Raw genomic sequence first — 24,965 nt, 5'->3', positions numbered from 1 at the left:
ACTGCAAACGGGGTTTTTCTGTCATTGATATGACCCCGGGTTTGTTCTCTCCTATCCCATCACCAGGTTTCTGAGCCAGCGGCGCTGGCGGATCCTGTGCTGCACCAGCAGTACCTTGCTGAGCTCCTCCAGCAATACCACGGCGACCACCCATGAGAGAGGCCAGCCGAGCAGGCTCACCGCCACCCAGGCGAGCGGCAGGCCGATGCACCACATGCCGACAATGTCGATGAAGATGCTGTAGTTCACATCGCCCCCCGAGCGCAGCACTCCTATGATGCCCACCATGTTGAACACCTTGAGCAGCATGCCAAGACACATGATGGCGAGCACCTGCCCCGCCTCGCCCATCAGCTCGGGGGGGAGGTTGCCGACCCACTGCAGCAGGCTGGTTTGCAGCAGCCAGACCGCAACGCCCACCACCAGGGCGCCCACGGGGGCGATCACCAGAAACAGCTGGGAGTGCTGCCAGGCCGCCTCGTACTCCTCGGCCCCGAGCCGGTGTCCGAGTAGGGTGGAACAGGCTACCGCCAGCCCGAAGAAGAGGGAGATGAGGATGCTCTCGAGCGTCCCGAGGGTGGTCATGATGGCGAGCGAATCGGTGCCAAGGTGAGCATAGAGAAAGCCGTAGAGCAGCATGCCGAAGGCCCAGAGACCGTCATGAAACAAGAGCGGCAGGGCGATCAGGGTAAAGCGCACCACCTCCTTGCGTTTGAAGGCGGCCAGCCAGTCGACAGCGCGCGGAACAAGGCGCGACTCGTGACGTCTCACGTAGAGCAAGAGCAAGGTGGTCTGCAGCAGTCGGGAAAGTGTGGTGCCCCAGGCCGAGCCGGCCACCCCCATGGCCTCGAAGCCGAAGTGGCCGAAGATGAGGACATAGTTGAGGATGACGTTGGCAATGATGGCGATGATGCCGATGCGGGTCGGCGCCGTTGCGTTGCCGATGGAACGCAGGGCTGACTCCAACGGCACCACAATGGCGGTGCAGAGGATGGTGGCGCCGGTGATCATCAGATAGTGGTCGGCGAGCGGGCGCAACTCGGGATCCTGGCTGGCAAAGCCCAGCACGCTACCCGGTGAGAGCACGTAAACGAGGGCAAACGGCAGGCTCACCAAGGTGGCCCCCACCAGCGCCAGCGCCAGGGAGCGGCGCACCCCGGCCATCTCGCCGCGACCATAATATTGTGCCGCCAATACCGAAACCCCGCCTGCGAGGCCCGCTATCACCAGCAGATTGAAGAAGAAGACCCGGTTACCCAAGCCGACTGCCGCCACTGCCGTGGTGCCAAGCTGGCTCACCATCATGATGTCGATGAGACCGAGCAGGGAGAACATCATGGACTGCAGTGAGACGGGCAGGGCCAGTCGCCACAGTCTGGACATGAACTCGCGATCGGTGGTTTGTTTTAAAATTGCTTGCCAATAATTCATTTGTGTTAACCGGGTATAAGAAAAGCAAGGCTTGTCAGGGGTATGATAAGAGGCTAAGCGGATGATCTCACTGTGAGTGAGTCTCGGTTTTCTTGTGCAAAACTATCCTGTTGGGGTGTTATGGGATTTGTCAGCGAGTGTCTGGAAATTGCACCGTCTTGCGAAGAGCGGATGCTGGGGCGTGAAGGTCTGCCCCTGCTCGGCGAGGCGGGCATCTTCCTGACCGGCTTGTCGGCGATCCGCGAACACTACCTTATTCGTCGCAACCGGCCCGAGTTTCACATCCTGATGGTGAGCCACGACGAGGGGGGCGCACTGCTCACCGACGGGGGAGAGCAACCCATTCCAGCCGGGTCGCTAATCTTTTTGCCCGCAGCCGTGCCGGGCGGCCTCAAGCTGGTGGGCGAGCAGTGGCACACCAGCTGGATCCTGCTCGACGACGTGCCGCGCTGGCAGCATCTGCACCGGCTGGGTCATCGCATCTGGCAGGGGGATGGCGGAGAGCAGCTCCATCATCTGCTCAGCCTGATCCAGGGAGAGGGGGTCCGCTCGCCCTTGCAACCCCAGCTGCTCAGCCTGTTGCTGGCGCTCTTGGAGCGTACCCTGCAGGGTGAGGTGCGTGGCACTCCCGAGATCCGGTTGCAGGCGCTGTTTCGCCGGGTGGAGGCGCATCTCGACGAGCCCTGGAGCGTGGTTCTACTCGCCGATCAGATGGCCTGCTCAGTACCCCATCTGCATCGCCTCTGTCGCCAGGTGTTCGGCATGGGGCCCATGGCCTGGCTCACCCAGCTACGGATGAACAAGGCGCGCCAGCTGCTGCTCTATACCAACTGGCCGCTCAGCGAACTGGCCGGCCGGGTCGGTTACAGCGATGGCGCCAACTTTGCCAACCGCTTTCGCCGGCTGACCGGCCAGACACCGGGCGCCTTTCGTCGCCTGGGTCGCAAACCTTTTGCAACGGATGTGCAAACTCTTTGAAATTAACGGCGCAAGCCCATAGGATCGGCTGGCCCCAACGTTTAGGTACCAGACCCATGTTTGAAGATAATAATCAGAAACGTCCTCTCTACATTCCCTACGCCGGTCCGGCCCTGCTGGAGACCCCGCTGCTCAACAAGGGCAGTGCCTTCACCAGCGAAGAGCGCAGCAACTTCAACCTCGAAGGACTGCTGCCCCACAACATCGAGACCATCGAGGAGCAGGCGGAGCGGGCCTACCGTCAGTTCATGGCGTTTGGCAACGACATGGACAAGCACATCTACCTGCGCAACATCCAGGATACCAACGAGACCCTGTTCTACCGTCTGCTGCACAACCACCTGACCGAGATGCTGCCGGTTATCTATACCCCGACCGTGGGCAAGGCGTGCGAGGAGTTCTCCAACATCTATCGCCGCGCGCGCGGTCTGTTCATCTCCTATCCGGACAAGGACAGGATCGATGACATGCTGCAAAACGCCACCAAGCAGAACGTCAAGGTGATCGTGGTCACCGATGGCGAGCGGATCCTGGGTCTGGGGGATCAGGGGATCGGCGGCATGGGCATTCCCATCGGCAAGCTCTCCCTCTACACCGCCTGTGGCGGTATCTCGCCGGCCTACTGCTTGCCGGTGGTGCTGGACGTGGGCACCAACAACCAGCAACTGCTCAACGATCCCTTCTACATGGGCTGGCGCAATCCGCGTATCTCGGGTGAAGAGTACGCCGAGTTCGTCGATGCCTTCATCCAGGCGGTCAAGCGCCGCTGGCCGGAGATCCTGCTGCAGTTCGAGGACTTTGCCCAGAACAACGCCATGCCGCTGCTCAACCGCTACAAGAACGAGCTGTGCTGTTTCAACGATGACATCCAGGGCACCGCCGCCGTGACCCTGGGCAGCCTCATCGCCGCCTGCAAGGCCTCCGGTGCCAAGCTCTCCGAGAAACGGGTTGCCTTCCTCGGCGCCGGCAGCGCCGGTTGTGGCATCGCCGAGCAGATCGTGGCCCAGATGAAGGCCGAGGGGCTGACGGATGCGCAGGCGCGCGGCCGGGTTTTCATGGTGGATCGCTTCGGTCTCATCACCGACAAGATCCCGAACCAGCTTGACTTCCAGCGTCGTCTATCCCAACCGGTGGAACGCATTGCCGACTGGCCGGTGGGGGACAATATCTCCCTGCTGGAGGTGATGGAGCACGGTCGTCCGGACATCCTGATCGGGGTCTCCGGCCAGCCGGGGCTGTTCACCGAAGAGGTGGTGAAGACCATGCACAAGCACTGTGCCCGTCCCATCATCTTCCCGCTCTCCAACCCCACCTCCCGGGTTGAGGCGACCCCGGCGGATCTGATCCGCTGGACCGATGGTCAGGCCCTGGTAGCGACCGGCAGCCCGTTTGCACCGGTGGAGTACAAGGGCAAGCGCTACGTCATCGCCCAGTGCAACAACTCCTTCATCTTCCCGGGGATTGGCCTTGGCGTCATCGCCTCCGGTGCGACCCGGGTGACCGATGCCATGCTGATGTCGGCCAGCCGGGCGTTGGCCGAGTGCTCGCCGCTGGTGAAAGGGGAAGAGGGGTCACTGCTGCCGGATCTGGCGGACATTCACGAGGTCTCCCGTTACATCGCCAAGATGGTGGCCAAGACTGCCATGCTGCAGGGCAAGGCGGTGCAGACCCCGGACGAGGTGATCGATCAGGCCATCGAGGCCAACTTCTGGCACCCCGAGTACCGCCGCTATCGCCGGACCTCCTTCTGAGCCGGTCGCGCGAGTAAAACAAAAGGGATGCAGCAGCATCCCTTTTTTGTGCACCTCTGTCATCGTGATGGCCTCATGAAGCGGGACTACTCACCGGCCTGCTGGGTACCGGTCACCCGGATCTCGACCCGGCGATCCGGGGCCAGGCAATCGATCAGCGCGGCTCTGGCCTTGATGCCATCACACTGGCTGCCGGTGACCGGGTTACTCTCGCCGTTACCCTGAATACTGACCTGATCTGCTGGCAACCCCTTGTTAATCAACAAGTTGGCGACCGTCGTTGCGCGAGCCTCCGACAGGGGCTGGTTGCTGGCATCCGAGCCTATCCGGTCGGTATAGCCCATCACCATGGCACTGCCGTCCTTGGGTTTAACGTCGACGATCTGCTGGTAGAGTGAATCGAGCGCCTGCATGCCTTCCGGTTTGAGATCCGCCTTACCAAAGGCAAACAGCACGTCCGAACTCAGGTTGAAAGTCTGGTCCACCGGCTCGGGCGCGGGCGGCGGTACTGGCACCACCATGGGAGCGGGTTCAGGTTCGATCGTTTTGCTGCGGTTGGGATGGATCACCAGCTCCAGGGTGGCTGCACTGATGTCACTGACCCAGCGTTGGGTGCCGCTGCCGACCTTGTCGTTGTCCGAATCATCCCCGACCCGCACCATATAGCGGTAGCGCGCCTGAATATCGATCCAGTCGTGCACTCTGGCGGTCAGCCCGAGCCCGGCCAGCGGGGCCAGGCTGTCATCCCCCCCGTTGATGGAGTTGACGTGGTAGATATAGCCACCCCCTTCCGCAAACACCGAGAAGATATCGTTGAGAGGCAAGCGGCCGATGACGGAGAGGGTCGCCCCCTTGCTGTTGAAGTCCGTGCCATTGATATCCCAGTCACCGGTGGAGAGGTAACCGAGTTCGGCGCCCAGGTTCTCGTTGAAGTTGTAGCCCCCGAACAGGGAGAGTGCGGTCGCGTTCTTGTCGGCATCCTGGCTGAAGTCATCCAGATCGTGGGCGATGGCGACGCCGCCACCGATCCCGCCGTACCAGTCGTTGGCATGGGCCGCCGAGGGCAGTGTCACGGCCAGCGCCACCGCGAGCCAGACGGGTTTGAGTGTCTTGTTCATCTTGTATCCTCATTTGTTGTTATCTGGGGCAGCCTTCCAGTTTTCAGGTAGTTGCCGCTCTTAGTTATAGGTGATACCGACTGTTTAACCAGTCAGGCACTGCGAGGGGGAACACTCATGGGGCAATGGGTGGCCGGGAGTGGCCGAATGGCGCGCAAAAAAAGAGGGAGCCCTTGCGGGCCCCCTCGGCTTGTATGCATCGGGTTGCGAGATTATTCGGTCACTTGCTGTACGCCGGTGACGCGTACTTCTACGCGACGATCCGGGGACAGGCAGGAGATCAGCTCGGCCTTGCCCTTGACGCCGTCACACTGGTTGCCGGTGACCGGGTTGGCTTCGCCACGACCTTCGATGGAGACCTTGCCAGCCGGCAGGCCCTTGCCGACCAGGAAGTCGGCCACGGTACGGGCACGGGCTTCGGACAGTTTCAGGTTGTAGGCATCAGAGCCGATGCGGTCGGTGTAACCGACGACCACGGCGCTGCCATCTTTCGGCTGCACGTCGACGATGTCCTGATACAGGGTGTTCAGCGCTGCGGCACCCTCCGGCTTGAGGGTAGATTTGCCAAAGGCAAACAGCACGTCAGAGCTCAGGGCGAAGTTCTTGTCGACAACGACCGGCGCGACAGGCTCGGGCTCGGGAGCGGGAACCGGTGCAACATAGGAGGTACGGTTCGGGTGCAGTACCAGTTCCAGGGTCGCCACGCTCATGTCGGTTTCCCAGGTCTTCGGCTCGTCGCCCAGGTTCCACAGATAGCGGTAACGGGCCTGTACGTCGATCAGGTCGGAGAGCTTGGCGGTCAGACCGATGCCGGCCAGCGGCGCAGTGCCGTTGTCACTGTCGCCATTGCCATTGACGTGGTTGAAATAGGCACCACCTTCCGCAAACAGGGAGAAGACGTCACCCATGGGCAGGCGAGCAATACCGGACAGGGTGGCACCCTGGGTCTTGAAGTCGGCGCCATCAATGCCGCCTTTGCCGGCATAGAGATAGCCAAGCTCGGCACCAAAGTTCTCGGTGAAGTTGTAGCCGCCGAACAGACTCAGGGCCGTGGCGTCCTTGTCTACATCCAGACCCTGAACATTATCCAGATCGTGGGCATAGGCCCAGCCTGCACCGATACCGGTATACCAGTCACCAGACGCCTGGGCAGTGGTACCGGTGGCCGCGATTGCCAGCGCAATCAGAGTGGGAGCCATTTTGATTTTCATCGTTTTATCCTCGTTGCGTGAGCCCCTTGAGGGCATTCTGTGCACTTGTTTTTATGGTGGCGAAAAAATTGCCAACAAGATGGATAGCAGATGGCTTCGGGACACTCATGATGCGTCTACATCATGGACAACAGGCCGGACAGAAGCGCTTTTTAGTGCTTATCCAATGCCTTAGAGGCTTAGCTACTTTATGCTTTTGAGGTAGTACAGGCAAGCTAAGAGTCAAATGTGACAGGGGGATGTCAGGAAGGAAGAGGAGATAAACAAATGGGGATGCTATTGCATCCCCATTTCGCACTTTATCTTGCGCAGTTCAGATTATTGCTGAACTTCTTGTACGCCAGATACGCGAACTTCTACACGACGGTCCGGGGCCAGGCAGGAGATCAGCTGAGCCTTGGCTTTCACGCCGTCACACTTGGTGCCGGTAACCGGGTCAGCTTCGCCACGACCTTCGATGGCAACCTTGCTGGCAGCCATACCCTTGCTTACCAGGAAGTTGGCAACGGTGCGGGCACGGGCTTCGGACAGTTTCTGGTTGTAAGCGTCGGAACCGATACGGTCGGTGTAACCAACGACAACAGCGCTGCCATCTTTCGGCTGGAATTCAACGATTTGCTGGTACAGAGCGTCCAGAGCCTGAGCACCTTCCGGCTTCAGGGTGTCTTTGCCGAAGGCAAACAGCACGTCGGAGTTCAGGGCGAAGCTCTTCTCGACAACTTGCGGAGCCGGAGCTTCTTCAACAACCGGAGCCGGAGCCGGTGCTACGTAGGAAGTACGGAACGGGTGGTATACGGCTTCCAGGGTAGCCACGCTCTGGTTGGACTTGTAGTGGGTGCCTTCTACGTTCAGGTCAGCCACGTCCCACATGTAGCGGTAGCGAGCTTGCAGATCCAGGGCGTCGTTGACTTTGTAAGTCACACCGGCACCGGCCAGCGGGGATACTTTGGTATCGCTGATGCCCAGACCATCGGTGTGAGCCCAGTAGGCGCCGCCTTCAGCGAACAGGGAGAAGTCGTTGCCCAGCGGCAGACGAGCGATACCGGACAGGGTGGCACCCTGGTTCTCGTAGCGCAGACCTTCGGTGTTGCCACGGCCAGCGTACTGATAGCCCAGCTCGGTACCGAAGTATTCGTTGAAGTTGTAACCCACGAATGCGTTGGCAGCAGCCGCGTCTTCTTCACCGTTGTTCACGCCTTCGATCTTGTTCAGACCGTTGAAGTGAGCAGCACCGACACCGGCACCGAAGTAGATGTCGTCAGCAGCGTGAGCAGCAGTAGCACCCATGGCAGCCATGGCGATGGCGATCAGGGAAGGAGCCATTTTCATCATAAAAAAATCCTCGTTGAGAGCGCACGTTATTCACATGCTTCGCACTTTGTCATTTATGTAAGCTGCAGGCTCCGCCGAACGGCTGGCGTCGAGTCTGGCAGATGACCCGGCAGATTCCGGGTCGCACACTCTCCTGGTGTGTCGAGCAACTTGGTCGGGCACGCAAAGGTGAAAACCGCGACCAGGCAGCAGGTGTCATTCCGATGACGAGGCGCACTCTATGCCGTTTTTAAAACATGATCAAGCTCACAAATGCACCGGATACAAAATTATCAGGAAGGGATAACTGGCTGTTTATGCTGATTAATTAGTGATCTAGGTAGGCACGGTGCAGCTTTTTTTCCAGTCTCATATAGGCCTGAACCCAGTCGGAATGCGGGTTGGCCTGATTTTCCCTGGCGGCAAAAACGGCGAGATAATCGGCCTCTGTTGCGCTTTGTAACAGCGGAATGAAGCTCGTCAGAAAATGACGCGCCAGATAAGGGTCCAGTGGCCAGATGTTGAGAATGGCACGAGCCACCGGTTGGACCGCCGCCGGACAGATGAAATGAAGGTGACCTGCCTCCAGCCAGGTGGCCATGTCCGGCATGCCGGAGACGGGGACCAGGCCGCCATCGCCAGGGGTCACGGCCAGCCCGAGAACCTGACCGTTGCGGGTGAGCAGACGACCATGACTGTCCTGGCCACCATCGTGGCTACGCAGGGAAATGGTCGGTTCATCCTGTTCCAGATAGAGGCTGCATTTGTCTGACAGCTGGGCCAGTATCTCGTTGGCATGATGCTGCAATGCCGAAGGGAGCCAGAAGGCTTCGGCGCGATACTGTTCACCCTGGGTCAGTTGTTGTTGCAGTTGGGATACGTTCGGGACGGTGTGCAGGCGGGAAATAATGCCGGGAAACGCCATACTAATTCCTCTTTATGGGTAGCTGGCGAATTATACGAGCAATTCTGTTGCCAACAATAAGGGGTTCTTTTCGAGACTGTTTACCTGAGGCGGCTGAGCGATTACCATCCCCGTTGATAGCAAGGGTTGTCGCCGAAAGGCGCTCATAAAGATAGAGACTCGACCATAACGAGTCCGTACAAAACTGATACACTTGACTACGAGTCGTCGCGAAAAATAAAAGGCGGAGTACATCCGCCAAACGGAGTATGGAACAATATGAATTCAAATATCGTCACTGTTGGCAAGAAGATCCGTCAGATCCGTGAAGCAGTCGGTTTGAGCCGTCCTAAATTTGCTGATTTGCTGGGTGTTCCCCCCACAACCCTGAAGAACTACGAGCTGGGTTATCGTGAAGTTGGTGGCGCCTTCCTGGTTGCCCTGGCTCACCACCCCGAGCTGCACAAGTTCACCCTCTGGCTGCTGGCTGACAAAAAAGTCGCCGAAATCGGCCAGATCGGACCGGACGACCTCGCCAAGGCGTGAGTGTCACTGTGACAGAAAATGCCGCCATCGGGCGGCATTTTTTTGTCTGGAAAACAGGACTGATAACCGGATGTAGCGCAAATCGTGCTCCAGATAGCGCTTTCCCCTGAAAAATATTGGCAAGCAATTACAAACCTCAGAAACTTCCTACCCTTTAATCCGCTACCCCGCATGATGCGACAGAGAGTGAGACAATAATGAGTCAAACCACCCCCAAGGCCAGAGACGGCTTTACCAGCAAATTCGGCGTGCTGGCCGCGACCTTAGGCTCCGCCGTTGGTCTCGGCAATATCTGGAAATTTCCCTACCTGACCGGTGAAAACGGTGGCGCCGGTTTTCTGCTGGTGTATGTGATCGCCACCCTGCTGGTGGGGCTGCCGGTGATGATCTCCGAGATCATGCTGGGTCGCAAAGGCAAGTCAGATGCGGTCAGCACCCTGACCAAACTGGCCCCCAAGGGGCAACCCTGGTGGCTGATCGCGGCCATGGGCGTGCTGGCCGCCTTCCTTATCATGTCGTTCTACTCCGAAGTGGCGGCCTGGGTCTTTGCCTATATCTTCAAGGCGATCGACGGCTCCATCCTCTCGACCAACCCGGATGTCACCGGCGCGGCGTTTACGGCGCTTATCACCAATCCGCTGCAGAGTCTGCTGTGGCAGTGGCTGGTGCTGATCCTGATGGGGGGCATACTGCTGATGGGGGTCTCCAAGGGGATTGAGGCGGTGACCAAGAAGCTGATGCCGGTGCTCTTCATCCTGCTGTTGGTGATCGGCATTCGCAGCCTGACTCTGCCGGGGGCGAGCGAAGGACTCTCCTTCCTGTTCTCTCCGGACTTTTCCAAGATCACCGGTGCCGTGGTACTGACCGCCATGGGGCTGGCCTTCTTCAAGCTCTCCATCGGCATGGGCACCATGATGACCTATGGCAGCTACTTTCGGGCGGATCAGAACATCCCCGCGACCGCGTTTCGGGTGATGTGCGCCGATCTGTTTGTCTCCATGCTGGCCGGCATCGCCATCTTCCCGGCGGTGTTTGCCTTTGGTTTCGAGCCGACCGCCGGTCCCTCCCTGCTGTTCATCACCATACCGGCAGTCTTTGCCAGCATCCCGTTTGGCCACGTCTTCATGGTGCTCTTCTTCGTGCTCTCCGCCATTGCGGCCACCGGTGCCATGCTCTCCATCCTGGAGGTGCCGGTCTCGGTGCTCTCCGAGCGCTTTGGCATGAGCCGTCGCCGGGCCACCCTGATCAACCTGCTGGTGCTGGGGGCGGTGGGTTCCACCTGTGCGCTTTCCAACAGCACCATGGCGGACGTTCAGATCGCCGGCAAGACCTTCTTCGATCTGTTCGACTACCTCTCCTCCAACATCCTGATGCCGCTGGGTGGCATTTTCCTCTGCCTGTTCGTCGGCTGGGTGTGGGGCGAGGAGCGGATGAGAGAGGCCCTGACCAATGGCGGCGAGTTGGCACTGCCCATCCTCAAGCCGCTCTTCTTTATCATCCGTTATGTATCGCCGTTGCTGATCCTGATCGTGATGCTCAAGGGGCTGGGACTCTTCTAGGTTTCGCTGAGCCGAATAGCAAAAGAGCGCCGCAAGGCGCTCTTTCTGTTTTGCTTGTGTGTCGGAGGATGATTAGAGCACCCCGAGTCGCCCCAGTTCGTCCTTGAGCTGATCCAGGCTGCGCTCGACGCAGGCCTCCCCTTCGTTGATGGCATCGACGGCGCGATGAAAATCCATGATGGAGAAGCTGCCAAGGCGCGGGCAGAGCTGGATCTCCGGCGGATCCCCCGCCATCCGGGCCCGGGTGATACGCTCCTGCATGATGTTGATGGAGCCCGTCATCACGCTCCACATGCCCGGGGTGGCGGGTGTGCTCTCGCCCCGGTTGAGCCACTGGCTGAGCAGGCCGCCGTTGCTGACCTGATCCGGTTGGTCGGTCCAGGGTTGGTGCATGTCGGTATTGAGGTTGACCGCGATCACCACCTCGGCCCCCATGGCGCGCGCCAGGGAGATGGGCACGGGGTTGACCACGGCGCCATCCACCAGCCAGTGATCGTTGACCCGGGTCGGGGTCAGGATCCCCGGCATGCCGCAGGAGGCACGGACCGCCTGGCGTAGCGATCCCTGCTGCAGCCAGACCTCGCGGCCGGTATCGAGTTCGGTGGCGACGCAGGCGAAGGGGAGGGGAAGGTCTTCCAGATCCGGGTTACCCAGGTAGTTGGCGGCGATGCCAAACACCTTCTCGCCGCGAAACAGGCCGCCTGAGAGGGCGGGGTCGAGCAGGCTCACCACCTGCAGCCGGGTAAAGTCGCGCACCCAGGTCTCCAGTCGATCCAGCTCGCCGGCGGCGTAGGCGCCTCCCACAAAGCTGCCGATAGAGCAACCTGCGATGAGATCCGGCTTGATACCGAGGCGTTCAAGGGCACGGATGACGCCGATATGGGCCCATCCTCTGGCGGCTCCGCTCCCCAGCGCGAGCCCTATGCGGGGTTTTCTTGGCACGACTTTCCTCCTGAAAGGGGTTGGAACACCAGCTTACCCCGTGTGTTCGCAGGCGTCACTCTGCCATCTTTCACTGCGGTTGCGACCGTTGGCCTTGGCCTGATAGAGCGCCACATCGGCGCGGCGCACGGCCTCGTGGTGGGGGATATCCTCGCAACAGGCGTGGTGGCCCAGACTGATGGTGACGGCAAGACCGGGAGCGATGGCGCCCCAGTCATGCCCGGCGACGACGGCGCGCAGGCGCTCGGCAACCTCGGCGAGCAGGGCACAGTCGCTTTGGGCGATCAGCACCAGAAACTCCTCGCCGCCCCAACGGATCAGGCAATCCTCGCGCCTGAGCTGCCCCTGGCACAGTCGCACCAGGTGGATCAGCACGGCGTCGCCGACACCATGGCCGAAGGTGTCGTTGACCCGTTTGAAGTGATCCGCATCGAACATCAGAAAACCGGTCTGCTGCGCCGGCGTCAGGGTGTTTTGCTGCTCCAGCTGCGCCAGGTAATGACGGTTGAAGGCCCCGGTCAGATTGTCGTGGCAGGAGAGGTAGTTGAGTCGCTGGTTGAGCCGCCTGGCCCTGAGATTGGAGAGCGCCGCCAGTAGCATGAAGAGGATGGCCAGCAGGGTGGGGCCCGACTGACAGATCATGGCCTGCAGCAGGGGCCAGAGGGAAATGGTGTGGATCAGCCGCAAGGGGGTGTCCGGAATGGCCAGGATCAGGCGCAAGGTGCCCTGCTGCCAAAGATAGGTCGAGGAGGGTGTCAGATCGGCGGGCGCGACCGCGTTTGCCGCGCTGCTGGCCAGCACCTGGCGATACTGGTTGACCAGCATGTAGTCCCCGAGTTCCGGGATCAGCTCGTCAAGCTGCTGATGCAAGCGCGAGAGCTGGATATCCATGCTGAGCATCCCCACCAGATGCCCCTCCTGATAGAGAGGGCGTGACAATGTGATGAGCTGGCCTTTCCCTGCGAGGTCGTTGAACGGGCGCGAGATAATGGTGCCCCGCTCCGGGTTATGGGCTGCCAGGGCATCCTGCCAATAGGTGCTCTGGTAGAGCGAGGGAGAGAAGCGAAACCGGCTGGAGGGGACCCAGGGATAGAGGTAGATAAAGTGGTCCACTCCGGTGAAGTAGACCCAGGCTATCTCATTGTCAAACTCCCGGCTCGCGGTGGAAAGCAGGGGCGAGAGACTCAGGGCCAGATGCAGTCTGGCTTCCCGTTTGCTCCCCGGTGGTGGCAAGGGACCTGCGCCGGTCAGGTTGCCTACCAGCTTCCGGGGCAACTCGAGTGGTCGATGGTCAAGCGCCAACCCCTGGTCCGGTAGTGCTTCGATATGGTGATAGAGCTGGCGGGTCAGGGCTGACTGGGGTGTGCTGCGCAGCCGCTCCTCGGCCTGGCCGTGCATCGCCTCCAGAAACACCTGACTCTGTCTGAATTGATCCCGCAGATGGATGGCGCTGTTGAGGGTGTCGCTCTGGTAGACATCCTCTATCTGCCTGAGCGACTGGCGTAGAGCCAGGATGATGAGCAATGCGGCCAGCGCCAGCAACGGCCAGGTGAAAGGGGAGAAGAAGCGGCGATCAAACAACGTCGATAGGAACAAGGTGTCCACACCTGTTGGTAATGGAGAGCCTCCATTTTATGCCAATCTGTTGAGGAATTAATCATTTAATCACCAACACGATGATCTTCCTCCCTTTTTGTTACGTTTTGTCACATTTGCTCATAGTCACGGCATAGTCAGGGGCTAAAATGGCCCCTATCCGGAATCTCTTTCCTTCTACTCTCCATGGATCGTTCGATGAAAATGCGTATCTGGCTCAGCCTGGGACTTCTTTGTGTCGTGGTGGCCGCCGTCTGGGCGTATCGCCACAGTGAGCCTGCCGCCAAGGCACCCGCCAGACAAATCAATATCCGTACCCAGACCGTGACCCAGAGTCTGGCGGAGCCGACCCTCAAGCTGGTGGGTAAACTCGCCGCCAACCGCTCCGTTATCATCAGCCCGGAGGTCACGGGTCGCATCGTCAACATAGCGGTGCAATCAGGTCAGACGGTGGCCAGGGGCGAGACCCTGATCGCGCTGGACTCGGGCAAGCAGCAGGCGGAACTGGCCGAGCAGAGCGCGAGCCTGCGCGACGAGACCCGCAAACTGAATGAGATGCGCAAGCTGGTGGCCCGCGGCGCCGTGACCCAGTCCGAGCTGGAGGGGCAGCAGGCCGCTGTCGATCAGGCAAAGGCGCGGCTCGATGCCGCCCGTTACGAGCTATCCCTTCGTACCCTGCAGGCCCCGTTTGCGGGCCGGGTGAGTCTTATCGATCTCAGCGAAGGGGCCCTGGTCAACAGCGGCGACAACCTGCTTCATCTGGATGAAGTGGACAAGCTGCGCCTCGATCTGGCTGTGCCGGAGCGCTATCTCTCCCTGCTGCACCCCGGCATGGCGGTGACCGCCACCAGCAGCGCCTGGCCGGATCAGCACTTTGCCGGCACCCTCACCACCCTGGACAGCCGGGTTTCCAACGACAGCCAGAACATCAAGGCGCGGGTGATGATCCCCAACGCCAATGGCCAGCTGCGTCCCGGCATGCTGCTCAATGTGGTGCTGGCCCTGCCGGCCCGCCAGCTGACCCTGATCCCCGCCCAGTCGGTGGAGTACGTGGGTGAGCAGCGCTTCGTCTATCGTCTCGAGGCCGATGGTCGGGTCAAGCGGATACCCGTGGTGCTGGGTGAAACCGAAGGGGAGACCGTCTGGGTCACCGAGGGGCTCAAGGTCGGCGATCGCATCGTTGTCGAAGGCCTGGTCAACCTGCGCGATGGGGTGCAGGTGCACGATCTGGCGGAGGTCAATGGCTGATGTGGCTCTCGGATATTTCGGTCCGCCGCCCGCTGGTGGCGGTCGTGCTCAGCGCCTTGCTCACCGTGTTCGGCCTGGTGGCATTCTCCAAATTGACGGTGCGGGAGATGCCGGACGTGCAGACCCCTTCCGTCTCCATCACCACCACCTATGAGGGGGCGGCCCCCTCGGTGATGGAGAGCCAGGTCACCAAGCCCATTGAGGATCAGCTCTCCGGCATCAGCGGCATCAAGAACATCAACTCGGTGACCCGCAAGGGGCGCTCCATGATCACCGTCGAGTTCAAGCTCGGCTGGAACATGGTGGAGGGGATCTCGGACGTGCGCGATGCCCTCTCCCGCGCCCGGCCCCGGCTGCCCGATGAGGTAGACGAGCCCCTGGTGACCAAGGACAGCGGCAACGGCGACGTGGCGGTCTGGCTCAACTTCAGCAGCAGCCAGATGGACCGCACCGCCATGACCGACTACGCCAACCGGATCCTGGTCGATCCCTTGAGCCTGGTGGACGGGGTGAGCGAGGTGATGCTCTCCGGCGATCTCACCCAGGTGATGTATGTGCGGCTGCGCCCCGCCGACATGGCGGCCCGCGGCATCACGGTGGCGGACGTGGAGGATGCCCTCAAGCGGGAGAATATCGAGCTGCCGGGCGGGGAAATTCGCAACAACAGCATGACCATGTCGGTGCAGATTGCCCGTCTCTACCACAGCGCCGAAGATTTCCAGAACCTGCAGATCACCACCGCCAGCAACGGCCAGAGCATCTATCTGGCGGATATCGCCGATGTCGAGGTGGGGGCAAAGAACGAAGACAGTGCCTACCAGCGCAATGGCCGCGAGAGCTTGGGGATAGGCATAGTCGCGCAATCCACCGCCAACCCGCTGGCGGTGGCGCAAGGCATAGAGAAAAAGCTCGGCGAAATGCAGCGCTTTTTGCCGGAGGGGGCCGTGCTTGAGGTGGACTATGACTCCACCATCTTCATCAAGCAGGCCATCGACGAGGTGTACGAGACCCTGGCCATCTGCGCCGTGCTGGTGGTGGCCGTGCTCTATCTCTTCCTCGGCCAGGGGCGCACCACTATCATTCCGGCGGTGACGGTACCCGTGTCGCTTATCTCGGCCTTTATCGGCGCCTGGTATTTCGGGTTTTCCATCAACCTTATCACTCTGCTGGCGCTCATTCTTGCCATCGGTCTGGTGGTGGATGACGCCATCGTGGTGGTGGAGAACATCCACCACCATCTGCAGCGGGGTGAATCTCCCTTGCTGGCCGCCTGGCACGGCACCCGCGAGGTGGGCTTTGCAGTCATCGCCACCACCGCCGTGCTGGTGATGGTGTTCGTGCCCATCGCCTTTATGGATGGCATGGTGGGCAGGCTCTTTACCGAGTTTGCCATCCTCCTGTCGCTCGCCGTGCTCTGTTCCTCCCTGGTGGCGCTCACCCTGACCCCGGCCATGGGCTCCTGGCTGATGCGTCCGCTGGATAGACCCAACGCCCTGACCGCGGCCCTCGATCGCGGCCTCGGCTGGGTGGAAGGGCACTATCGCACCCTGCTTGGCGCCGTGCTGCGCCGCTCCCGCTGGACGCCGCTGGTGCTGCTGCTCTGCCTTGGCGGCATCGGCGCCCTGTTCCAGCAACTGCCCACCAGCCTGACCCCGACCGAGGACAGGGGCGTGGTCTATGTGTTCGTCAAGGGGGCAGAGGGGACCAGCATCGAGCGGATGAAGCGCAACATGCAGCAGGTGGAGGCCGCCATCATGCCCATGCTGGGCAAGGGGCTGGTGCAGGCCATGAGCTTCAGCACCCCGGCCTTTGGCCGCGGTGGCGATCAGACCGGCATGGTGATCATCCAGCTCGCCGACTGGGCCGAGCGCGACGTCACCGCCACCGAGTTCTCCCGCTCCCTGGGGGGCAAGCTGGCGGGCATTCCCGACGTAATGATCCGCACCTTCCAGCCGGGTTTTCGCGGCGGCTCCACCGCGCCGGTGCAGTTCGTGCTGCAGGGCAACGACTACGACGAGCTCTACCAGCAGGGGCTGGCGCTGCAACAGGCCGCCCAAGGCAGCGGCCTGATGCTGACGCCGGATCTCGACTACGCCGAGAAGACCCCGGAGCTGCGCGTGACCATAGATCGCGACAGCGCCAGCCAGCTTGGCATTCCGGTCTCCACCGTGGCGAGCACCTTGCAGGCCTTGCTGGGCGGGGTGAGCAAGACCACCTATGTGGACCGGGGTGAGGAGTATGACGTCTACCTGCGCGGCAACCAGCAGGAGTTCAACGGCGTCTCGGATCTTGGCCGCATCTATCTCAAGGCCGCGAACGGCGAGATGGTGAGCCTCTCGACCCTGGCCACCGTCAAGCAGGTGGCCACCGCCAACCGCCTCAACCACTACCAGCGGCAAAAGGCGATCACCCTGACCGCGGACGTGCACCCGGATCACACCCTGGGAGAGGCCCTCGACTTTCTCGATGGTTGGGCCAACACCCATCTGCCTACCGGCATGACGGTGGATTATGCCGGCGACTCCAAGGATTATCGCGACAATCAGGGGGAGATGGCGCTGGTGTTCGGCCTCGCCCTGCTGGTGGTCTATCTGGTGCTGGTGGCCCAGTTCGAGAGCACCCTGACCCCGGCGGTGGTGATGATGACGGTGCCCCTCGGTATCTTCGGCGGGTTGCTGGGGCTCTGGCTGACGGGGCAGGAGATGAGCATCTACAGCCAGATCGGCATGATCATGCTGATCGGCATGGTGACCAAGAACGGCATCCTCATCGTCGAGTTCATCAACCAGCTGCGCCAGCGCGGTGAGTCGTTCGAGCAGGCGATCATCGCAGGCTCGGTGCGCCGCCTGCGCCCCATCCTGATGACCTCCCTCACCGCCATCATAGGTGCCGTGCCCCTGATGCTCTCTATGGGGGCGGGCTACGAGAGCCGGATGGCGGTGGGGACCGTGGTCTTCTTCGGCCTCTCTCTGGCGACTCTGGTCACCCTGCTGGTGGTGCCTGCCATCTACCACCTGATCGCCCGCCACGCCGGCATGACGGGAGCGCGGGATCGCCAGGTGGACGAGGCGCTGGCTGCCAGGGGGGCAGGGGATCAGCAAACTCCGGCTGCATAAGTTGCCAGCCTCCATCATCAAAAGGGCGCCTGCGGGCGCCCTTTTTCATCGTGGAGCCCCTTATCCCGCGCGACTTATGGGGGCAAAAAGCCATCGCTCCCCTTGGCAGCAATCGGTATAATGCGCGACCCGAATTGTTCCAGGTGGTTAAAATGCAGCCGGTACCCAACCTTTTCTCCTATCCCCGCTACTGGGCCGAGTGCTATGGCACGGCGCCCTTCCTGCCCATGTCCCGCAAAGAGATGGACAAGCTGGGCTGGGACAGCTGCGACGTCATCCTGGTAACCGGCGATGCCTATGTGGATCACCCGAGTTTCGGCATGGCGGTGATTGGCCGCATGCTTGAATCCCAGGGCTTTCGGGTCGGCATCATCGCCCAGCCGGACTGGTCATCCAAGGATGACTTTATGCGCCTGGGCAAGCCGAACCTCTTCTTCGGGGTGACGGCGGGCAACATGGACTCCATGATCAACCGCTACACCTCCGATAAAAAGCTGCGTCACGACGACGCCTACACCCCGGGGGATGTGGGCGGCAAGCGGCCGGACCGCGCCACTCTGGTCTATACCCAGCGCTGCAAGGAGGCATTCAAGGAGGTCCCGGTGGTCATCGGCGGCATCGAAGCGTCCCTGCGTCGCATCGCCCACTACGACTACTGGTCCGAGACCATCCGCCGCTCCATCCTGCTCGATGCCAAGGCCGATATCCTGATTTACGGCAACGCCGAGCGCCCCCTGGTGGAGGTGGCCCACCGCATCGCAGGCGGCGAGACCATCGAGACCATGCAGGACATTCGCGGCACCGCCGTCATTCGCCGCGAGCCGCTGCCGGGCTGGAAAGGGGTGGATTCGAGCAAGCTCGACCAGATTGGCCGCATCGACCCCATCCCCAATCCCTATATGGAAGGGGCGCCCTGCTCTGATGACGAGGGCACAGCGCCGAGTGAGCAAGAAGCCAAGCCCATCCTGGTGCAGCCGCCAAAGCAAAAGCCGTGGGAGAAGACCTACGTCAAGCTGCCGGCGTTCGAGCGGGTGAAGGAAGACAAGGTGCTCTACGCCCACGCCTCGCGCATCCTGCACCACGAGACCAACCCAGGCTGCGCCCGTGCGCTCTCCCAGGCCCACGGCGATCGCATCGTCTGGGTCAACCCGCCCGCCTTCCCGCTCGAAACCGACGAGATGGACGGCGTGTTCGGCCTGCCCTACCAGCGGGTGCCGCATCCGGCCTATGGCAACGCGAAGATCCCGGCCTTCGACATGATCAAGACCTCGGTCAACATCATGCGCGGCTGCTTCGGCGGCTGCTCCTTCTGCTCCATCACCGAGCACGAGGGGCGCATCATCCAGAGCCGCTCGGAAGAGTCGATCCTGAAAGAAATCGAAGATATCCGCGACAAGGTGCCGGGCTTTACCGGCGTCATCTCGGATCTCGGCGGCCCCACCGCCAACATGTACAAGCTGCGTTGCAAGAGCCCCAAGGCCGAGCAGACCTGCCGTCGCGCCTCCTGTGTCTGGCCCACCATCTGCCCGCACATGGACACCGACCACAGCCCGACCATCAACCTCTATCGCAAGGCGCGCGACCTCAAGGGGATCAAGAAGATCCTGATTGCCTCCGGGGTGCGTTACGACATCGCGGTGGAAGATCCCCGCTATATCAAGGAGCTGGCCAAGTACCACGTGGGCGGCTACCTCAAGATCGCGCCGGAACACACCGAGGAGGGGCCCCTCTCCAAGATGATGAAGCCGGGCATGGGCAGCTACTACCAGTTCAAGGAGCTGTTCGACAAATACTCGAAAGAGGCGGGCAAGCAGCAGTACCTGATCCCCTACTTCATCTCCGCCCACCCGGGCACCACGGATGAAGACATGATCAATCTGGCGCTCTGGGTAAAAGAGAACCGCTTCAAGCTCGATCAGGTGCAAAACTTCTACCCGTCGCCGCTGGCCAACGCCACCACCATGTATTACACGGAGAAAAACCCGTTAAACAAGGTGAGCCGCGAGGGGGGCGATGTGTTTGTCGCCAAGGGCGAGCGCCGTCGCCGCCTGCACAAGGCGCTGCTGCGCTACCACGACCCGGCCGGCTGGCCGATGATCCGCGAAGCCCTGCTCGCTATGGGCAAGGGCCATCTGATTGGCAACGGCCCCGGCTGTCTGGTGCCGCCGGAAGGTCGCAACGAACGTGCCGCCTCAGGTAAAGGGATGAAACCGGCCCTGACCCGTCACAGCGCCATCACTCATCAGCGCAGCAACGGGGCGGGCAACAAGGCCTCCCGCAGCGAGGCTGGTGCAGGGAATGGCCCGGCGGCCAGCAGAAACGGCGGCAAGGCGGGCAATGGCAAACCGGTGGGCGCCCAGTTGCAGAAAGGGGCTGGCAGCAGCAAGCCTGCCGCGCAGGGCGCAGCCCAGGGCAAACCGGCAGGGCAGGGGAAACCCACCCACAAGGGCAAGGCGCCGACCCGCGCAGGCTCTGCCAAGCCGGGTGCCAAACCCGTGGCTCAGGGCGGCAAGCCTGCGGCCAAAGGCAATGGTGCCAAGCGACCGACGCGGTGAGTCTCCTGATTGGAAAACGATAGAAATAAAAAGGCGACCGGGTGGTCGCCTTTTTTATTTCTGGTCAGTGATAGCCTATTACAAAGGGATGTTGTCTCAGTTTTCCTCACTACCACTTTTCCCCCTGCCGTCCATCCCTCAAGTAGTATTTCTTCCCATCTATAATACTTTTTATTATCGCCTGAATATGGATTGGTTGCGTTTGTAAGTGCACATTACGAATTTCATCTCTCAGTGCCCCCATATCTATAATATCAGAGAGGGAGTCATCATCAATTTCAACATAAGGGCCATTAGTCGAGTCACTTCCAGAATTACCTATAAGTTCGGCCACTCTGATAACGCCATCATCCGTAGATAAAGTATCACTTAGATACTTTTTAGCTTTAACTTTTGATGATCGTCTTAATTCAAAGAAAACATGAGACTCTAAATGATTTTTAATAAACATTTTCTTAGATAGTGCGCTAATTGCAATATCTTGATAAATCAGCTCCATTTCATTCAGTTGTTCTTCATTAAGCCACGGGGTCTCATTGTTTTCACCATGAACTTGAGTGCGCAACTTAAATAATATATCAGCTCCTAATGGGGCGTTCTGCTCTCTATTTATCAAGCTTTTTATTAAATTGTATTTATGCTCACTTTCGGTGATTATTTTATTTGTAAGCCAGTTAATTTGACGGTAAGGGTCTCGAGACATGAATCCGTAGTTGCTTTCGAGTGATTTTTTCAGCGTTTCAGAATTAAGGAAAACGTCATAAATACTAGTAAGAACGTTAAAGCTGTTTTCTTTACATACAGATGAATAATTTGTCATCATCTCAAAGAAACGCTCATCAGCGTCGTCTCTAAGTACATTGTGAATAAATTCATGTCTATTTACTTCTCCGGATATAAATTGAAGTATTTCTTGATCTGATATATACCCAATGGGAGTTTTGTAATGGAATGCAACGTACAATCTCTGCGGCGCAGATACGCGCCCTGCAGCATCAGTATCTGAAACGCCATAAAGTGAAAATCCTCCTGAGTCTATCAACGGAAATAGATCTTCTAGCAACCCATTAATTAGTTTTCGATCACTCTCAGTGAGGCTGGCAAGTTTCTCATTTCGTTCTTTTTCAAACGATTTCACAATATCTACAGCCTTATCTATCATGAGGCCATCGTTTGAAAATCTTCTGCCAATATATGCTTCAGGAGTTTTCTTTATGTGCTCGTACACTAAAGTTGCTTTGGTTGCAATAATTGATAGAGAGAATACATCCGAAAAACATACTTGGCCCTCCACTTGTTCTAATACAAATCTTAAGTGGTTAAAACATCGCTTTAACTCTCTCGGGTTCTTTATGAGATGTTTGAAATACTTATGATAAATCCAACCGAGTCTATCTTGGTCGTGTTCGAACTGTTCAGTAAGATTTCTTTCACTTAGGTTTTCTAATTCAATAGTTGCTAACTCGTTCATTCCTCTTTCTGAAATAACCGGTAAGGAGACTCTAAGCTGAACAACCTTATTTATATACTCAGAAGCATTGGTAATGCCATTTTTATTTAGGACTGAACTTAAATAATTGGAGTCAAAAGCTAGTAAAAATGCTGTACCTGAAAAATCAGCTACAGCTTTTACTAGCCGAAGAACTTGAAATGTCTCAGATGGCGTCAACCTATCAATGTCATCAATAATGACAACGATAGGATTCTTTATTTTGGTAATTGCCTTGATGACATTTTTCTTTTTTCCTAGTAAATCGAGCTTCTTTAGTTCTGCAATTTTCTTTGTTGCGCTTCCGAATTTAGAAAATACTTTTTCAACTATTGATGCCCAAGGTTCTGCGCCTGGTACTAATTTTGCCACACTGAATAAACTGGAGTAGGCAATCAGTTCTTTCGCTGCATTTAGGGCATCTTCTGATTTGTCCCTAATATTTAACTGTGAAGAGAATTGTAACAAAAAATCCTGAATTAAGGACTCTGGTTTTCCTGCTAGCCATGGATTATATTCGACAATTATTGGGGCGATGTTTTTTTCATTTAAAGCACCTTTTACTAGGTTAATTACGGATGTCTTCCCGTAGCCCCACTCTCCTTCTAGAGAAACTGTTAGGCAGTTATCTTCACGGTTTAACAATAGAATGTTTGCAAGGTGACTTGCAAAGTCAGCTCTATTTAATAAGTCGGGGTCATCAGCACCCCCCTGAATTGGTTGGTCATTATGGTATCTACCCATTACTTTCTCACTTTCATAATTGTGTTGAATGTTGGGGCCGGCACCATTTACTGTCCAAGAGGCACCGTATGGGAATGTTAAGCCAAATGAAGCTGCTCAGGCGAGCATTGGAGTTGACATAACCATCAGAAACTTATCGTTTTTTGAGCTTGGTCATCAAAGTGCAGCATGATATGCAATCAAGGCAGCCATTTTGCAATGGCTTTGCTATCTTGGCGGCCGATTAATTTGGCGTGGGGGGCCATGGCGCACCCCGCACGAGCACCGACAATGAGACCGGCACAGGAGCAGTGAGATGGCAGTCAAAAGCAAATCCAGAAACGAGAAGATAGGCAGCGGGCTCGGGCTGGTACTCGGGATTATCGGCTTCAATATGCTGGCGCCCGTGCTGTTCGGGCCGCAGGCCGGGTTTGAGCTGGTCCCGATGATCCTGGCCATGGTCAGTGCCGTGGTTGGTTCCGAACTGGGGGCCATGATCGGCAAGCGGATCGATGCCCGTAAGCAGGCGAAGCCATAAGCCATCACCACAGAACAAATAATCAGGGCGACAGAGGTCGCCCTGATTATTTATGGTTATCGCGCTACCCGCGCCTTGGGCACTGGCGCTGGCTTATACCCTCAGTGGCAAGGGCGTGCTACCTTGCCCACTACAGTGTTGATGACAAGGAGTTGCAATGCGCATTGCCCTGATTGGTCTTGGCGATATCGCCCAGAAAGCCTATCTGCCGCTGCTCGCGAGCGACGAGCGGATCACCCCGCAGCTCTGCACCCGCAATTCGGCGGTATTGGAGAAGCTGGCCCGCCAGTACCGGGTCGCCGAGTGCTTTACCGAGGTGGCGGCCCTGCTGGCCAGTCGCCCCGACGGGGTGATGATCCATGCCGCCACTGCCGTGCATAGCAAGATTGCCCAGCAGTGCCTGCGCGCCGGCATCCCCACCTTTGTCGACAAACCCTTGTGCGACAATCTGGCTGACGCCGAGGGGCTCGCCAATCTGGCCATCGCGCAAAACTGTGCGCTGTTTACCGGCTTTAACCGCCGTTATCTGCCGGCCATGGCGGCCGCTCGCACCCAGCCTCTGACCGAACTCAACTGGCAAAAACACAGATTCGCCCTGCCCGGGCGGGCACGGGATTTTCTGTTCGACGACTTTATCCATGTGCTCGACAGCCTCTGCTTCTATGGCGGTGTGCCGGATGGGGAGCTCCATGCCGTGCTAAGGCGCAGCCCCACCGATGCCAGCCTGCTGGCCGGGGTGAGCGTGGCCTGGCAAAGCGGCGATCGCGTCATCAGCGGCAGCATGAACCGCAGCGCCGGCATCACCGAGGAGCGTATCGACGCTTACGGCGACAACTTGTCGCTTCATCTGGAAAACTGCACTCGCGGCATCGTCGCCCGCGACAAGACGGCGCAGGCGCTGGTGCCAAACGACTGGCAGCCGGTGCTGGCCCAGCGGGGCTTTGCCGCCATGCTGGAACACTGGTATCAGCAAATTGATAAAGACCGTGCCGATGGCGAGCTGATCGCCTCCTACCTGCACGGCCACCGGCTGGCGGAGCAGCTGGTCGCGCTGGCGGGGGAGTAACCATCCCTCAATCCGGTGCAAATGATAGTGTCGTTCATACTTGGGCTGCCTGCGGGCAGCTTTTTTATTGGGCGCCCGGCGGCCTATCACCACGCAATGGAAGGGAGAGAAGGGATGAAAGGGATCTGTGCACTGATGGCGGCGCTGCTGGCTGCCCCGATCTGGGCCGCCAGTCTGACCTATCAGGTCGCCGGTAGCGACTTTGAAGGCTACCAGACCAGGGGGCGCGACGGGGGGCCGATTATTTTGCTGATCCACGACTGGGACGGGCTCACTGATTACGAGATAAAGCGAAGCGAGATGCTGGGCAAGCTCGGCTACAACGTCTTCGCGGTCGATCTGTTTGGCAAGGGCGTCAGGCCCGCAACGATCGAGATGCGCCGCGAGGCGACCGGGGCTCTCTATCAGGATCGCGCCCGCATGCGCCAATTGCTGGAAGGTGGACTCACGGCGGCCAGGCAGACGCTGGGGGAGGGGCCCGTGGTGGTGCTGGGTTACTGCTTTGGCGGCGCTGCGGCCCTTGAGATGGCGCGAAGCGGCAGCCCGCTTGCCGGGGTGGTGAGCGTACACGGTGGTCTGGCCACGCCGCCGGATCAGGATTACGGCAAGACCCGGGCCGCGTTGCTTATCCAGCATGGCTCGGCGGATGCGTCCGTCTCGCTGCAGGAGTTTGCGGCCCTGGCCGAGCAGTTGGAAAAGGCGGGTGTGCGCCACGAGATGACCACTTACAGCGGGGCGCCCCACGCTTTTAGCGTGTTTGGCGGAGAGCGCTATCACCAGGAGGCAGATGCCAAATCCTGGCAGCGGCTGGTCGGCTGGCTGGCAGAGGTGACGGGGCGCGCCGGCTGAGATGAAAACAGGCGGCAGGGTTGCCCCTGCCGCC

General features: G+C 59.2%; 18 protein-coding genes. 10 read left to right on the top strand and 8 right to left on the bottom strand.

Annotated elements, in window-relative coordinates:
* Nucleotides 1–51: 51 nt before the first annotated feature.
* The gene (locus MRK42_RS15490) at nucleotides 52–1,431 is read right to left on the bottom strand and encodes an MATE family efflux transporter (RefSeq protein ID WP_338610885.1); all 1,380 of its coding nucleotides are present in this window, start codon (nucleotides 1,429–1,431) and stop codon (nucleotides 52–54) included.
* 120 nt (nucleotides 1,432–1,551) lie between these two features.
* Between MRK42_RS15490 and MRK42_RS15485 the strand changes: the two genes are divergently transcribed.
* Nucleotides 1,552–2,409 carry an AraC family transcriptional regulator gene (locus tag MRK42_RS15485; RefSeq protein WP_338610883.1) on the top strand — a complete coding sequence of 286 codons (858 nt, stop codon included), beginning with the start codon at nucleotides 1,552–1,554 and terminating at the stop codon, nucleotides 2,407–2,409.
* Between the two features lie 56 nt (nucleotides 2,410–2,465).
* Nucleotides 2,466–4,160, top strand: coding sequence for an NAD-dependent malic enzyme (locus MRK42_RS15480; protein WP_042027788.1), 1,695 nt, complete (start codon nucleotides 2,466–2,468; stop codon nucleotides 4,158–4,160).
* 86 nt (nucleotides 4,161–4,246) lie between these two features.
* On the opposite strand, the gene MRK42_RS15475 is transcribed toward MRK42_RS15480, so the two are convergent.
* From MRK42_RS15475 to MRK42_RS15460, 4 genes are all read right to left on the bottom strand, one after another.
* Complete coding sequence (locus tag MRK42_RS15475) at nucleotides 4,247–5,278, bottom strand: OmpA family protein (protein WP_338610880.1); 1,032 nt, start codon at nucleotides 5,276–5,278, stop codon at nucleotides 4,247–4,249.
* A gap of 212 nt (nucleotides 5,279–5,490) precedes the next feature.
* Complete coding sequence (locus MRK42_RS15470; protein ID WP_026456662.1) at nucleotides 5,491–6,489, bottom strand: porin OmpA; 999 nt, start codon at nucleotides 6,487–6,489, stop codon at nucleotides 5,491–5,493.
* 318 nt (nucleotides 6,490–6,807) lie between these two features.
* The gene (gene ompA, locus MRK42_RS15465) at nucleotides 6,808–7,821 is read right to left on the bottom strand and encodes a porin OmpA (protein WP_042027784.1); all 1,014 of its coding nucleotides are present in this window, start codon (nucleotides 7,819–7,821) and stop codon (nucleotides 6,808–6,810) included.
* Between the two features lie 307 nt (nucleotides 7,822–8,128).
* On the bottom strand, nucleotides 8,129–8,725 hold the full coding sequence (locus MRK42_RS15460) for a hypothetical protein (protein WP_338610877.1): 597 nt from the start codon (nucleotides 8,723–8,725) through the stop codon (nucleotides 8,129–8,131).
* Between the two features lie 258 nt (nucleotides 8,726–8,983).
* On the opposite strand from MRK42_RS15460, the gene MRK42_RS15455 reads away from it, so the two are divergent.
* Both MRK42_RS15455 and MRK42_RS15450 read left to right on the top strand, forming a co-directional pair.
* Entirely contained in the window at nucleotides 8,984–9,250 is a 267-nt protein-coding gene (locus tag MRK42_RS15455) for a helix-turn-helix transcriptional regulator (RefSeq protein ID WP_026456659.1), read from the top strand.
* 197 nt (nucleotides 9,251–9,447) lie between these two features.
* Nucleotides 9,448–10,809: a sodium-dependent transporter gene (locus MRK42_RS15450; RefSeq protein WP_338610874.1), complete on the top strand. Its 1,362-nt coding sequence runs from the start codon at nucleotides 9,448–9,450 to the stop codon at nucleotides 10,807–10,809.
* Between the two features lie 72 nt (nucleotides 10,810–10,881).
* Here the strand turns inward: MRK42_RS15450 and rssA are convergent, their stop codons facing one another.
* Nucleotides 10,882–11,751, bottom strand: coding sequence for a patatin-like phospholipase RssA (gene rssA, locus MRK42_RS15445; protein ID WP_225634354.1), 870 nt, complete (start codon nucleotides 11,749–11,751; stop codon nucleotides 10,882–10,884).
* A 33-nt stretch (nucleotides 11,752–11,784) separates the two neighbouring features.
* A complete protein-coding gene (locus MRK42_RS15440; RefSeq protein WP_338610871.1) occupies nucleotides 11,785–13,347 on the bottom strand; it encodes a diguanylate cyclase in 1,563 nt (520 codons plus the stop codon).
* A gap of 198 nt (nucleotides 13,348–13,545) precedes the next feature.
* Between MRK42_RS15440 and MRK42_RS15435 the strand changes: the two genes are divergently transcribed.
* The 3 genes from MRK42_RS15435 to MRK42_RS15425 all read left to right on the top strand — a co-directional run bounded on the left by MRK42_RS15435 (nucleotide 13,546) and on the right by MRK42_RS15425 (nucleotide 20,266).
* On the top strand, nucleotides 13,546–14,595 hold the full coding sequence (locus MRK42_RS15435) for an efflux RND transporter periplasmic adaptor subunit (protein ID WP_338610869.1): 1,050 nt from the start codon (nucleotides 13,546–13,548) through the stop codon (nucleotides 14,593–14,595).
* The gene (locus MRK42_RS15430; protein WP_338610867.1) at nucleotides 14,595–17,711 is read left to right on the top strand and encodes an efflux RND transporter permease subunit; all 3,117 of its coding nucleotides are present in this window, start codon (nucleotides 14,595–14,597) and stop codon (nucleotides 17,709–17,711) included. The genes MRK42_RS15435 and MRK42_RS15430 overlap by 1 nt, the downstream gene beginning before the upstream one ends.
* Before the next feature lie 152 nt (nucleotides 17,712–17,863).
* Nucleotides 17,864–20,266, top strand: coding sequence for a YgiQ family radical SAM protein (locus tag MRK42_RS15425; protein ID WP_338610865.1), 2,403 nt, complete (start codon nucleotides 17,864–17,866; stop codon nucleotides 20,264–20,266).
* Between the two features lie 109 nt (nucleotides 20,267–20,375).
* Here MRK42_RS15425 and MRK42_RS15420 read toward each other — a convergent pair whose 3' ends face one another.
* On the bottom strand, nucleotides 20,376–22,499 hold the full coding sequence (locus tag MRK42_RS15420) for a P-loop NTPase fold protein (RefSeq protein ID WP_338610863.1): 2,124 nt from the start codon (nucleotides 22,497–22,499) through the stop codon (nucleotides 20,376–20,378).
* Between the two features lie 295 nt (nucleotides 22,500–22,794).
* Here MRK42_RS15420 and MRK42_RS15415 point away from each other — a divergent pair, with 295 nt between their 5' ends.
* The 3 genes from MRK42_RS15415 to MRK42_RS15405 all read left to right on the top strand — a co-directional run bounded on the left by MRK42_RS15415 (nucleotide 22,795) and on the right by MRK42_RS15405 (nucleotide 24,931).
* Nucleotides 22,795–23,016, top strand: coding sequence for a hypothetical protein (locus MRK42_RS15415; protein ID WP_338610861.1), 222 nt, complete (start codon nucleotides 22,795–22,797; stop codon nucleotides 23,014–23,016).
* Nucleotides 23,017–23,173: 157 nt separating this feature from the next.
* Entirely contained in the window at nucleotides 23,174–24,082 is a 909-nt protein-coding gene (locus MRK42_RS15410; protein WP_338610859.1) for a Gfo/Idh/MocA family oxidoreductase, read from the top strand.
* 114 nt (nucleotides 24,083–24,196) lie between these two features.
* Nucleotides 24,197–24,931 (top strand): alpha/beta fold hydrolase, encoded by a 735-nt coding sequence (locus MRK42_RS15405; RefSeq protein ID WP_338610857.1) that lies wholly within the window; start codon nucleotides 24,197–24,199, stop codon nucleotides 24,929–24,931.
* Nucleotides 24,932–24,965 lie beyond the last annotated feature (34 nt).

The sequence above is a fragment of the Aeromonas sp. 19NY04SH05-1 genome, from assembly GCF_040581895.1.
Taxonomy (GTDB): Bacteria; Pseudomonadota; Gammaproteobacteria; order Enterobacterales; family Aeromonadaceae; genus Aeromonas; species Aeromonas enteropelogenes.
The sequence above is the reverse complement of the archived record's forward strand: the minus strand, read 5'-3'. Positions and strand labels throughout refer to the sequence as shown.